Origin of the sequence: Brevibacterium sp. 1718 (genome assembly GCF_051131255.1) — a bacterium.
Lineage (GTDB): Bacteria > Actinomycetota > Actinomycetes > Actinomycetales > Brevibacteriaceae > Brevibacterium > Brevibacterium sediminis.
On record NZ_CP186550.1, the window covers coordinates 142,832 to 155,752 of the forward strand.

9 protein-coding genes are annotated in these 12,921 nt (G+C 66.6%); 7 read left to right on the forward strand and 2 right to left on the reverse strand.

What is annotated here, in order from left to right; all coding sequences use genetic code 11:
- Position 1: 1 nt before the first annotated feature.
- The gene (locus ACOZ9V_RS00635; RefSeq protein ID WP_434592730.1) at positions 2-2,644 is read left to right on the forward strand and encodes a cytochrome b/b6 domain-containing protein; all 2,643 of its coding nucleotides are present in this window, start codon (positions 2-4) and stop codon (positions 2,642-2,644) included.
- A 115-nt stretch (positions 2,645-2,759) separates the two neighbouring features.
- On the opposite strand, the gene ACOZ9V_RS00640 is transcribed toward ACOZ9V_RS00635, so the two are convergent.
- Complete coding sequence (locus ACOZ9V_RS00640) at positions 2,760-3,881, reverse strand: YkvI family membrane protein (protein WP_434592733.1); 1,122 nt, start codon at positions 3,879-3,881, stop codon at positions 2,760-2,762.
- Between the two features lie 197 nt (positions 3,882-4,078).
- Positions 4,079-4,741 (reverse strand): GntR family transcriptional regulator, encoded by a 663-nt coding sequence (locus ACOZ9V_RS00645; protein ID WP_434592736.1) that lies wholly within the window; start codon positions 4,739-4,741, stop codon positions 4,079-4,081.
- 136 nt (positions 4,742-4,877) lie between these two features.
- Here ACOZ9V_RS00645 and glyA point away from each other — a divergent pair, with 136 nt between their 5' ends.
- The 6 genes from glyA to ACOZ9V_RS00675 are packed head-to-tail and all read left to right on the forward strand — an operon-like array spanning position 4,878 to position 12,910.
- Positions 4,878-6,269 (forward strand): serine hydroxymethyltransferase, encoded by a 1,392-nt coding sequence (gene glyA / locus ACOZ9V_RS00650; protein WP_181271136.1) that lies wholly within the window; start codon positions 4,878-4,880, stop codon positions 6,267-6,269.
- A complete protein-coding gene (locus ACOZ9V_RS00655; protein ID WP_139467722.1) occupies positions 6,269-7,486 on the forward strand; it encodes a sarcosine oxidase subunit beta family protein in 1,218 nt (405 codons plus the stop codon). Before glyA ends, ACOZ9V_RS00655 begins: the two co-directional genes overlap by 1 nt.
- Before the next feature lie 22 nt (positions 7,487-7,508).
- The gene (locus tag ACOZ9V_RS00660) at positions 7,509-7,799 is read left to right on the forward strand and encodes a sarcosine oxidase subunit delta (protein ID WP_139467723.1); all 291 of its coding nucleotides are present in this window, start codon (positions 7,509-7,511) and stop codon (positions 7,797-7,799) included.
- Positions 7,796-10,723: a 2Fe-2S iron-sulfur cluster-binding protein gene (locus ACOZ9V_RS00665; RefSeq protein WP_434592741.1), complete on the forward strand. Its 2,928-nt coding sequence runs from the start codon at positions 7,796-7,798 to the stop codon at positions 10,721-10,723. The genes ACOZ9V_RS00660 and ACOZ9V_RS00665 overlap by 4 nt, the downstream gene beginning before the upstream one ends.
- On the forward strand, positions 10,716-11,444 hold the full coding sequence (locus ACOZ9V_RS00670) for a sarcosine oxidase subunit gamma (protein ID WP_259358115.1): 729 nt from the start codon (positions 10,716-10,718) through the stop codon (positions 11,442-11,444). The genes ACOZ9V_RS00665 and ACOZ9V_RS00670 overlap by 8 nt, the downstream gene beginning before the upstream one ends.
- Positions 11,444-12,910, forward strand: coding sequence for an L-serine ammonia-lyase (locus ACOZ9V_RS00675; protein ID WP_434592745.1), 1,467 nt, complete (start codon positions 11,444-11,446; stop codon positions 12,908-12,910). The genes ACOZ9V_RS00670 and ACOZ9V_RS00675 overlap by 1 nt, the downstream gene beginning before the upstream one ends.
- Positions 12,911-12,921: the final 11 nt, after the last annotated feature.

Genomic DNA, 12,921 nt, shown 5'->3' on the forward strand with positions numbered 1-12,921 from the left:
TATGGCAACCTATTCCAGTTCGCTGCGCTCGGGTCTGCCCCGGGTCGAAGGCGGAGACCCCTGGCCCCCGGAGGGCGTCATCGGCGAACCCTTGGAAGAGGGCGCGTCGTGGCTGCCGGAGACTGCCGAGACGGAGGAACTGGGTGAAGGTTCCCCCGCCGAGGCGGCCGAGTCCGATGTGACCGAGGCTGAGGAATCGACGGGGGCAGAGGCTTCCGCTGAAGCGGAGGAGCCAACTGAGGACTCCATTGAGGACGCCGCTGAGGAATCGGTCGATGAATCGGCTGACGAATCGTCGTCGGGTGCCGCTGTTGCGGCGGGCGTCGGCGCTGCCGGTGTCGCCGCTGGTGCTGCGGGTGTTGCCGCAGCCGGTGCCGATGACGCGGGTGAGTCGGCTGACTCGACTCCTGCCGGTGAGCCTGAGGCCGACGCCGCTCCCGCGGCCGAAGTGCCTCTGCGCCGCGGCCTGCCGCGCGTCGAGGGCGGAGAGCCCTGGCCGCCGGAAGGTCTTGCTCCTGCAGGAGTGAAGGCCACCGGTACCTCAGCTGCTCCCGTTGCATCCGCTGAACCGTCGGCTCCGGAAGAGACTGCAGTCGAAGAGGATGTCGCTGTCGAGGATTCGACCGAGGACGCGGCGCCCGCTGAATCGGACGAACAGTCCTCGGCTGCCCCGGCTGCCGCTGCCGCGACGGCTGGTGCCGGTGTGGCTGCCGGCGCCGCCGTCGCCGCTTCCGGTTCGGACGATGAGTCGGCTGCCGCAGAATCTGCCGCCGCCGATGCTCCCGCTGCCGAATCGGCTCCTGCCGCCGAGGTTCCACTGCGTCGCGGTCTGCCGCGTGTTGCCGGTGGAGAGCCCTGGCCGCCGGAAGGCTTCGCGCCCGCCGGGGCCAAGGCCGCAGGCGGATCCACCGCCGGCACCGCTGCACCGGCAGCGGCCGCTTCCGCTCCTGCCGAGAGCCCTGCGGAGGAAGCCGCAGGACAGGCCGACTCTGCCGAAACCGCTCCGGCTGAAACGTCAGCCGATTCCACGTCTGAATCCTCGTCCGCTGCTCCTGCGGCGGCCGCCGCAGCTGGTGCTGGCGTTGCCGGTGCCGGTGTGGCTGCAGCAGCCGCGAACGGCTCGGGCTCCGGAGAACTCTCCGATGTACCGTTGCGCCGCGGACTTCCCCGCACCGCCGGGGGAGACCCCTGGCCGCCGGAAGGCTTCGCTCCAGCACACGCTGCCAAACCTGCCACAGGCTCGGCCGCCGCTTCGGCTCCGGACGAAGAGAAGGCCGCCGGCGCCACGTCGACGGGTGCCGAATCTGCCGACGAAGCGCAGGCGCCGGCCGAGACGAAGCCGGATGCGAAGCCGGCTGCAGCTGACGAGTCCGGTGAGAAGAAGCCCCAGGGCCGACGCACCGGAATCGGCGGTGTCGGTGCCGGCGCGGCAGCCGCAGGTGCGGGAGCCGCTGCCGGTGCAGGTGCCGCAGCAGCGGGAGCCGCCTCGGCGTCGGAGAAGAAATCCGACGAAGCCGAGAAGAAGCCGGCCCAGCGCAAGCCGATGGCTAAGCCTGCGGCGAAGACCGCGGACAAGCCTGCCCAGCGCAAGCCGATGGCCAAGCCCGCAGCGAAGTCGGACGACAAGGCTGCGGCTCGCACCGCGGACAAGCCGGCCGCGAAGACGGCACCGGCTGCGAAGGCCACATCGTCGAGTTCGGGCAGCACCGCCTCGGCGAAGCCTGCAGCGAAGAAGGAACCGGTCATGATCGGTTCGAAGTCGCTGGGACAGTGGTCCAAGCTCGTCGGACTGGGACTCGGCGGACTCATCGTCGTGGCCGGGATCCTCATCCTCGCCGCGCGCGGTGTCACGACCCTGCCGGGCGTGCCGGAGTTCCTCGAACGCTACCCGGGCGAATACCACATCCCGGAGTTCGTCGAGCCCGGCTTCCCGGGCTGGGTGCGGTGGACGCACTTCCTCAACATCTTCTTCATGGTGCTCATCATCCGTTCGGGTCTGCAGGTGCGTCATCAGCAGAAGCCGCCGGCGTTCTACACCCCGAAGAAGGGTGGGAAGAAGATCAGCATCAACCTCTGGCTGCACACGACCCTCGATCTGCTGTGGCTGGCCAATGGTGTGGTCTTCGTCGTGCTGCTCTTCGTCTCCGGACACTGGGCGCGCATCGTGCCGACCAGTTGGGAAGTTTTCCCCAACGCGCTGTCGGCGGCGCTGCAGTACGGAACGATGGAATGGCCGATGGAAGATGCATGGGTCAACTACAACGCTCTCCAGCAGCTGATGTACTTCATCATCGTGTTCATCGCCGCCCCGCTGGCTGCGATCACGGGTGTGCGGATGAGCGAATGGTGGCCGAAGAACGCTTCAACGCTGAACAAGATCTATCCGGCGCCGCTGGCTCGGGCGATCCACTTCCCGACGATGCTGTTCTTCGTGTTCTTCATCCTCGTCCACGTGTTCCTCGTGTTCACGACCGGACTGCGGCACAACCTCGGCTACATGTTCGCGGGAACCGAAATGCTCGGATGGGCCGGACTCGTCTGGTTCCTCATCGCGATGGTTGTGGTCGTGGCCGGTTGGTTCGCCGCCAGGCCGCTGCTGCTCGCTCCGATCGCGAATCTCTTCGGACGCGTCTCGAGCAGGTAGCGCTTTCAGCTCAGACGCGCGGCGATTGACAGCGAAAGGCCCTGTCGGACATTCAGTCCGACAGGGCCTTTCTCGTGGACGGATCGGGCCGCCTCGGCGAGGGGAATGTTCCGGCTCAGACCCTGCCGTGGGTGGCCACGTGGCGGATCGTGCGGACGATCATCAGCGCCAGGAGGACGATGCCGACGTAGCCGTTGATGACGTAGACGATGTTGACCATCTGCGAGAACGGCAGGACGAGGCCGATGATCGTGCCGAGAAAGGCAAGGGCGATGGTCACGTACTTGAACTTCTTCGTCTTGTCGTCGAAGAAGCGCGATGACACCGTCCACAGCAGCGGAATCGCCGTCGTGTAGATCCCGGCGAGGATCATCACGGAGATGAGCGCCCCGACCCACGGTCCGAGACTGCTGGCGAGGACGAGCATCGGGATCTCGGCATCGAAGACCTCGCCGATGTTGGCCAGCAGCCCGAGTCCGACGACCATGCAGGCCAGGGAGAAGGCAATGCCTCCGACGAAGCCTCCGGCTGTGGCCTCGCGGCGGTTCTTCACGGTCTTGCCGAGGGCTGCGAGGAACGCCGCGAGCCAGAGCATGCAGAATCCGACATAGGACAGGCCGGAGAGGAACCAGTTCGACGACGCCTGAGTGACGTCGAGGCTCGGCAGGATGTCGACTCCGGTGGAGATGCCTTCGGGGTCGCGCATGATTCCATAGACGCCGAGGGCGATCGCGACGACGACGATGACCGGGCCGATCTTGCCGATGACGTCGACGAGGCTGGTCAGTCCGAACCATACGGTGGCGCAGACGACGGCTGCCAGGGCGATCCCGCCGATGAACTTCGACAGTCCGTAATGCTCCTCGAAGACCGCGCCGGCGCCGGAGATCATCACAGTGAACGAGAGGAATACGAAGAGGATCGAGAAGTAGTCGAAGAATGTGCCGAGGTATTTCCCGCCGTAGTAGTAGAAGACGCGTGAGGGTCTCTCGAACTGCTCCCGCCTGCCCGTGAGGAAGAGCTCGACGGCGACATAGGAGATGAGCACGAGCACCAGGAGGCCGGTGCCGAAGACGCCCCAGAATCCATAGGACGCGTAGTACTGGAGGATCTCTTGACCGGTGGCGAAGCCCGAACCGATGAGGAACGCGATGATCGCCCCGGCATAGGTGGTGACCCGCAGAATGCTGGTCTTCTCGGTCGTGGCCAGATGGGCGGCAGTGGAGGTCTCAGCCATGGAAGTCCTTCGTCGTTGAGGGAATGAGGTGTCGACAGAATCAGGTCGACAACTGATATATCACATTCATGCACGTTAGCGTGTGAATGTGATCACGTCAAAGGCAGTCGAGGTTCAGCGGCGGCGCCGTTGTTGGTGCGGCTCTGGGTGGCTGGCTTCCAGCGGGGTCTGGGACTGTGAGCGGGTGAAGTGGGACCTCAGCGCAAGGTGGAGCGGACGGTCTTGTCGAACTCGCGGACGTGCTCGGCGGCGCGGGCGATCACGGTCTGTTCGTCCCCGTCGAGGATCGCCTCGAGCAGATCGATGTGCTCGCGGATGTGAGTGACGAGATCCGGGATCCCCGGGATGACGAGGCACCAGATGCGGGTAGCCAGATCATCGAGGCGGATGAGCGTCTCCGATAGGTGCGGATTGTCCACCGAGCTGTAGATGAGGCGGTGGACGTCGAGGTCGCGTTCCATCAGCGTGCGCTGCTCGTCGGTCGACTCGAGTGCCTTGAGGTCGGCGATTGCTGCCGTGAAATCCGCGCGCCGTTCCGGTGTGAGATTGTGGGCCGCGCGCCTGGCGGCGATGGGCTCGAGTGCTTCGCGCATCTCGGAGATCGTCGACAGATCGGTGAGGTCGACATTCGTGGCGAAGGTGCCGCGCCGCGGATAGGACACCACGAGATGATCGCGTTCGAGTCGCTTGAGGGCCTCGCGGATCGGCGTGCGGCCGACCTCGAGCTCGGCGCTGAGGGCCGCCTCGTTGATCGGATCGCCAGGAGCGATGTCGAGCATGATGAGACGGTGGCGGAGGATCTCATAGGCGCGATTCGCCAAGGACGTCGTCGGTGACGTCGCGTCGGCGGATGTGCTCATGAGAAGCCCCTTCATAATCTCTGCGGCAAACGTATTGCATCGGCTGGAATTCTCTGCCTACACTACAGGAAAGCATCTGATATATTAGTTGCCGATCAGCTGGGAAAGGCCGATCGCGACAGGTCGAAGGAGATCCATGACAGAGCAACTCGCCAATCCTGCCGAAGCCGGCACGGCCAGTGCCCCGACAAGCGCTTCCGCTGGGACCTTCCCCAGCCGTGAACCCGTCGAACTGAGCACCTCGATCGCTGAACTCGATCCGCAGATCGCCGGATTCATCGACGCCGAACTGGCCCGGCAGCGCGAGGGCCTGGAGATGATCGCCTCGGAGAACCACACCGCCTCGGCCGTCATGGAAGCTCAAGGGTCGGTGCTCACGAACAAGTACGCCGAGGGCTACCCGGGCCGCCGCTACTACGGCGGCTGCGAACACGTCGACGAGATCGAACGCATCGCCATCGACCGCGTCAAGGCACTCTTCGGTGCCGAGTACGCAAACGTCCAGCCGCACTCCGGCGCCCAGGCCAACGCCTCGGTCATGCACGCACTCATCCGTCCCGGCGACACCGTCCTCGGACTCAACCTCGCCCACGGCGGCCACCTCACCCACGGAATGAAGATCAACTTCTCCGGCCGCCTCTACTCGATCGTCCCCTACGGTCTCGATGCCGAGACTGGACGCGTCGACATGGCCGAGGTCGAACGCCTCGCTCACGAGCACCAGCCGAAGCTCATCGTCGCAGGCTGGTCGGCCTACACCCGGCAGCTCGACTTCGCCGAGTTCCGCCGCATCGCCGACTCGGTCGGTGCCTACCTCATGGTCGACATGGCCCACTTCGCCGGACTCGTCGCCGCCGGACTCCACCCCTCACCGGTCCCGCACGCCCACGTCGTGTCGTCGACGACGCACAAGACCCTCGGCGGCCCCCGAGGCGGCATCATCCTCACCAATGACGCGGACATCGCGAAGAAGATCAACTCCGCCGTCTTCCCCGGACAGCAGGGCGGACCCCTCGAGCACGTCATCGCCGGCAAGGCAGTGGCCTTCGGCTTGGCCGCCACCGACACCTTCGTTGACAAGCAGAAGCGGACCCTGGCCGGGGCCGGCGAACTCGCCCGCCGCCTGACCGACGGCGATGTCGCCGAACGCGGAATCTCCGTCCTCACCGGCGGCACCGACGTCCACCTCGTCCTCGTCGATCTGCGCAACTCGACTCTCGACGGAGCCCAGGCCGAAGATCTGCTCGCTCAGATCGGCATCACCGTCAACCGCAACGCCGTCCCCGACGACCCCCGACCACCGATGGTCACCTCCGGTCTGCGGATCGGCACCCCGGCGCTCGCCAGCCGCGGATTCGGCAGCGAAGCATTCGCCGAGGCGGCCGACATCATCGCCGAGGTGCTCAAGGCCGGCACGGACGAGAACGGAGCCAGCCCGGAGACCATCGCCGAACTGAGCGAACGCGTCACCCGACTGGCGAACGACCACCCCCTGTACCCCACCCTCACCGAGATCGGAGCACGCTGATGGCTGACCAGCTTCCCGAACACCCCGACTTCCTGTGGCGCAACCCGGAGCCGAAGAAGTCCTACGAAGCCGTCATCGTCGGCGGCGGCGGACACGGACTCGCCACCGCCTACTACCTGGCGAAGAACCACGGAATGACGAACATTGCCATTCTTGAGAGAGGCTGGCTTGCCGGGGGCAACATGGCCCGCAACACGACGATCATCCGCTCGAACTACCTGTGGGACGAATCCGCCGCGATCTACGAGAAGTCCCTCAAGCTCTGGGAACAGCTGCCCGAAGAACTCGAGTACGACTTCCTCTTCTCCCAGCGCGGCGTGCTCAACCTCGCCCACACTCTTCAGGACGTGCGCGAATCCCAGCGCCGGGTGAACGCGAACAAGCTCAACGGCGTCGACGCCGAATGGCTCGATGCAAGCCAAGTCAAGGAAGTCTGCCCGATCATCAACATCGGCGACGACCTCCGCTACCCCGTGATGGGCGGCACCTATCAGCCGCGCGCCGGCATCGCCAAGCACGACCACGTCGCCTGGGCCTTCGCCCGCAAGGCCGATGAGATGGGCGTCGACATCATCCAGAACTGCGAAGTCACGGGCATCGAACGCATCGGCAATCAGGTCGTCGGCGTCCAGACGAACCGCGGACCGATCGCCACCGAGAAGGTCGCTCTTGCCGTGGCTGGCGACTCCTCGGTGCTCGCCGACATGGCCGGGATCCGCCTGCCGATCCAGACCCACCCGCTGCAGGCGCTGGTCTCCGAACTCTTCGAACCCGTACACCCGACCGTGGTCATGTCCAACCACGTCCACGTCTACGTCTCCCAAGCGCACAAAGGCGAACTCGTCATGGGCGCCGGCGTCGACTCCTACAACGGATACGGTCAACGAGGCGGCTTCCACGTCATCGAGGAGCAGCTGGCCGCCGCGGTCGAGCTGTTCCCGATCTTCGCCCGCGCCCATGTGCTGCGCACCTGGGGTGGCAACGTCGACGTCACCCTCGACGCCTCACCGATCGTGTCGAAGACGGAAGTCCAAGGACTCTACGCCAACTGCGGCTGGGGCACCGGCGGCTTCAAGGGCACCCCCGCGGCGGGCTTCACCTACGCACACACCATCGCGAACGACGAACCCCACCCGCTCAACGCCCCATTCGCCCTCGACCGCTTCGAAACCGGTCACCTCATCGACGAACACGGCGCCGCAGCCGTGGCTCACTGAGCGGAAGGAAAGAGACACCGACATGCTGCTCATCGACTGCCCGAACTGCGGGCCACGCGACGAAACCGAATTCCACTACGGCGGACAGGCGCACGTTCCCTACCCCGAAGACCCGCACGCCCTGACCGACAGGGAATGGGCCGAGTACCTCTTCTACCGTGAGAACAGCCGCGGCGCCTACGCCGAGATGTGGAGCCACAGCGCTGGCTGCCGGAAGTGGTTCAACGCCATCCGCGACACGGCCACCTACGACTTCACCGCCATCTACCCGATCGGCTCGCCCCGTCCCGACACGCAAGGAGAGGTTCGATGACGAACACCACCCGCCTGCACTCGGCGTCTCGTCTGCCCGGTGCCACCGGCATCGACACCGCCCGCCCGATCGACTTCACGGTCGACGGAGCGACCTACTCGGGCTTCGCCGGTGACACGATCGCCAGCGCGCTCATCGCCGCGGGCCGCATCGACTGCGGCAACTCGACCTATCTGGGTCGGGCCCGCGGCATCCTCGGCGCGGGCGTCGAGGAGTCCAATGCGCTCGTCCGCGTGCATTCCCGATTCCCCGGAGACGTCTCCGAGTCGATGCTGCCCGCCACCCGCGTCGCCATCGCCGAAGGACTCGAGGCCGACTACCTCGCCGGGCTCGGCATCCTCGACCCCGGCCAGGACGAACTGACCTATGAACACAAGCACGTGCACACCGACGTTCTCATCGTCGGCGCCGGCCCTGCCGGACTCGCCGCGGCCCGGGAAGCCGGCAAGTCCGGTGCGCGCACCCTCCTCCTCGACGACCAGTCCCTGCCCGGCGGCTCGCTGCTCGCGGCGGGACCGGCCACGGCCGAAACGATCGACGGCGTCGACGCCCTCGCCTGGGTCGAGTCCACCGTCGCCGGGTTCGCCGAGCACGAAGAGCTCACCTACGTGAAGAACACCACCGTCTTCGGCAGCTACGACTCGAACTACTTCGTCGCCCTCGAAGACCGCACCGACGCCGTCGCCGCTGCCGGTGGCCGCGGAGTGCGCCAGAAGGTCTGGCACATCCGCGCCGGTCAGGTCGTGCTCGCCACCGGTGCGCACGACCGTCCGATCGTCTTCGCCGACAATGACCGTCCCGGCATCATGCTCGCCTCGGCCGTGCGCACCTACCTCGGCCGCTACGGTGTGGCCGCCGGGCAGAACGTGGCCGTGGCGACGACGAACGACTCCGCCTATGACCTCGTCACCGACCTCCACGCGGCAGGCATCACCGTCCCTGCGGTCATCGACTCCCGCACCTCAGCCTCGGCGATCGCTGAATCCGTCACCGCAGCCACGGGCACCCGTCTCATCCTCGGCTCCGCCGTCACCGGCACCGCCGGTGAAGGACCCGCCGGACGGGTCAGCGCCGTCAGCGTCGCCGGACTCGACGACGACGGCGTCGCTGCTGCTGAGAGCGAAGAGATCGCCGTCGACTTGCTCGCCGTCTCCGGCGGGCATTCACCTGTCATCCACCTGCACGGTCAGCGCAAGGGTCCGATCCACTGGAACGTCGACATCGCTGCCTTCGTGCCGACGACCTCAGCGCGTGACCAGTTCACCGTCGGCGCAGTGACCGGGGACTACTCGCTCGAAGCGGCTCTGCGGCAGGGCGCCGAGGCGGGGAACCAAGCGGCGAACCGCACCGGCTTCCCGGCCGCGCTCGCCGTGCCCGCAGCCTCGGCGATGGCCTATGCTCCGGCCCGTCCGCTGTGGCTGGTCACCTCGGCGCAGGACGATCACGCGAACCTGAGCACGCACTTCATCGACTTCCAGCGTGACCAGACCGTCGCCGATGTGCAGCGGGCGATGGGCGCGGGCATGCGCTCGGTCGAGCACATCAAGCGCTACACCTCGATCTCGACGGCGAACGATCAGGGCAAGACCTCAGCGGTCAACGCGATCGGCGCGATCGCCTCGGTGCTGGGGGAGGCCGACGATCTCGGTCAGGTCGGGCACACGACCTTCCGCGCCCCCTTCGCACCGGTGCCCTTTGCGGCGCTGGCCGGACGGCGCAAGGGCGAACTCTTCGACCCGGCCCGGGTCACCTCGATCCATCCCTGGCACGTCGCCCACGGTGCCGAGTTCGAAGACGTCGGGCAGTGGAAGCGCCCCTGGTACTACCCGAAGCCGGGTGAGGACATGGAGGCGGCGGTGCTGCGCGAGGGCAAGGCCGTGCGCGAATCCGTCGGCTTCCAGGACGCCTCGACGCTCGGCAAGATCGAGATCCGCGGGAAGGACGCCGGGGAATTCCTCGGCCAGATCTACACGAACGGCTTCAAGAAGCTGGGGGTCGGCAAGGGCCGGTACGGGCTGATGTGCAAGCCCGACGGAATGGTCTTCGACGACGGTGTGACCCTGCGCGTGGCCGAGGACCGCTACTACATGACGACGACGACCGGTGGGGCCGCGACCGTCCTCGAATGGCTCGAGGAATGGCACCAGACCGAATGGCCCGACCTCGACGTCGTCTTCACCTCGGTGACCGAACAGTGGTCGACCGTCGCCGTCGCCGGACCCCGCTCGCGCGATGTCATCGCCAAGATCGCCCCGAACCTCGACGTGTCGAACGAGGCCTTCGAGTTCATGGGCTTCCGTGAGACCACCCTGGCGAACGGCATTCCCGCTCGCATCTGCCGGATCTCGTTCTCCGGTGAGCTCGCCTTCGAGATCAACGTCGACACGTTCTACGGGCTGGCCGTGTGGGAGGCCGTCGCCGAGGCGGGTGCCGAGTTCGACATCACCCCGTACGGCACCGAGGTCATGCACGTGCTGCGTGCGGAGAAGGGCTTCATCATCGTCGGGCAGGACACCGACGGGACTGTGACCCCGCAGGACGCGGGCATGGAGTGGATCGTGTCGAAGGTCAAGGACTTCATCGGCAAACGCTCCTACTCCCGGGTCGACACGGCCCGTGAGGACCGCAAGCATCTCGTTGGAGTCCTGCCCGTCGACGGCACCACCCGGCTGGCCGAAGGTGCGCAGCTCATTGCGGCGGGCACTCCCGTCACACCGGAGAACGGACCGGTGCCGATGATCGGGCATGTCACCTCGTCGTATATCTCGCCGAGCCTCGACCGGCCGTTCGGTCTCGCACTCGTCGAGAACGGCCGCAACCGCGAAGGTGAGATCGTCAAGTCTCCCTTCGGCGACACCCTCGTCGACGTCGAGATCACCTCGCCCGTCTTCTACGATCCGGAAGGAAACCGCCGCGATGGCTGACACCACCTATTCCACCCCTGCGACGGCAGAGTCCCCCTCGACGGCTGAAGCGCAGACCGCCCACACGGGCACCGGGTCGAGCGGACTCGATGACCTGCGGGTCTCGCCGGCCGCGCACCTCGCCGGACTGATGTCCGAGGCGAGTGCCGCCGGCGGCCGCAGCGTCGGCCTGCGCGAACTGCCCTTCACGGTGCAGATCGGCCTGCGGGCACAGCCTGACTCCGCATCGTGGACGTCGCTCGAGGACACATTCGGTCTCAACCTGCCGCGCAGCGTCGGCGAAGTCACCGGTGATCCGGCGGCTCAGCACGTGCTGTGGCTGAGCCCCGACGAGTTCCTCGCCGTCGATGTCTCCCGCGAGCAGCAGCCGGGAGAGACGATCGTCGCCGAGGCAGGACTCGAGGGACTGCCCGGACAGGCCGTCGATCTCTCGGCCAACCGGACGATCCTCGAACTGACGGGGGAGAAGGCTCGGGACGTGCTCGAGAAGAGCTGCCGCGCCGATCTCCACCCTCGCGCCTTCGGCATCGGATCCGCGATCGTCACGGCGCTGGGTCCCGTGCCGGTCATCCTCCACCACAGCGGTGAGGACACCTACCGCGTCTATCCGCGGGCGAGCTTCGCGGACTTCACGGTCCGTTGGCTGCTCGATGGAATGGCGGAGTTCCTCGACAGCGTCGATGCCAGCGGAGCCTCGGCGCGTGAAGAGGACGTCGGCTGATGGCACTCGGGGTCCTCGATCTGTTCTCGATCGGCATCGGCCCCTCCTCCTCGCACACGGTGGGGCCGATGCGTGCAGCCTTGCGATTCGTCGACGAACTCGAGGGGCAAGGTCTCCTGCACCGGGTGCGTCGGGTCCGGGTCGGACTCTATGGTTCGCTGGCCGCGACCGGCATCGGGCACGGTTCGGATTCGGCGGTGCTCGTAGGTCTGAGCGGTTTCGATCCCGAAACGCTCGACCCCGACCAGGTGGGTCCGCTGGTCGCCGAGGTGAAGACCCAACGCAAGCTCCACCTCGGCGGGCGTCTCGTCATCGAATTCGACCCGGAGACGGATCTCGTCCTGCACATGCGGAAGAATCTTCCCGGCCATCCCAATGGGATGCTCATCCGCGCCGAGGTCGATGATGAGGTCATCGAGCGCGAGTACTACTCGGTCGGTGGGGGATTCGTCGTCACCGCCGAGGAGCTCGCGGCCGAGAAGGACGCTGCCGAGACGATCGAGGCGTCTGAACAGGCCGGGCAGGAAGTCGGTCGGACGATTGATTTCGCCACGGCCGATGAACTCCTCGCCCGCTGCCGCGAGCATGGGCTGAGCATCGCCGAGCTCATGGCCGTCAACGAACGCGTGACCCGCAGTGATGAGCAGCTGCGGGAGAAGCTTTTGGCGATCTGGGCGGTGATGCGCGAATGCGTGCACAACGGGTGCACGCGGGAGGAGACGACGCTGCCCGGCGGGCTCAAGGTCCGCAGGCGCGCCCCCGAACTGCGGGCGAAGCTCGAGGACGCGGACTACCGGGCATCGGGTTCGCTCGATGCTCTCGAGTGGGTCAACCTCTATGCCTTGGCCGTCAACGAGGAGAACGCCTCGGGCGGGCGGATCGTCACTGCCCCGACGAACGGGGCCGCGGGCATCATTCCCGCGGTGCTCCATTACATGGACCGGTTCGTCACCGGCGACGGGACGGCTGGCGGGGATGCGAGCTCCGGTGACGGAGCCGGCACCGCCGCTGGTGCGAGTGCTGCCGACGATGCCGTCGTGCAATTCCTGCTCACGGCCGGGGCGATCGGGATCCTCTTCAAACGCAATGCGTCGATCTCCGGCGCCGAGGTGGGCTGCCAGGGGGAGGTCGGATCGGCCTGTGCGATGGCTGCCGCAGGCCTGTGCGCCGTACTCGGCGGAACTCCCGAACAGGTGGAGAACGCCGCGGAGATCGGACTCGAGCACAACCTCGGGCTGACCTGCGATCCCGTCGGCGGGCTCGTGCAGGTGCCGTGCATCGAACGCAATGCCATCGCCTCGGTGAAGGCGATCAATGCGGCCCGGTTGGCCATGCACGGCGACGGCTCCCACCGGGTGAGCCTCGATCAGGCGATCGAGACCATGCGGCAGACTGGAGCCGATATGAAATCGAAGTACAAGGAGACATCGCGCGGCGGCCTCGCCGTCAACGTCGTCGAATGCTGAGCACCATCCCG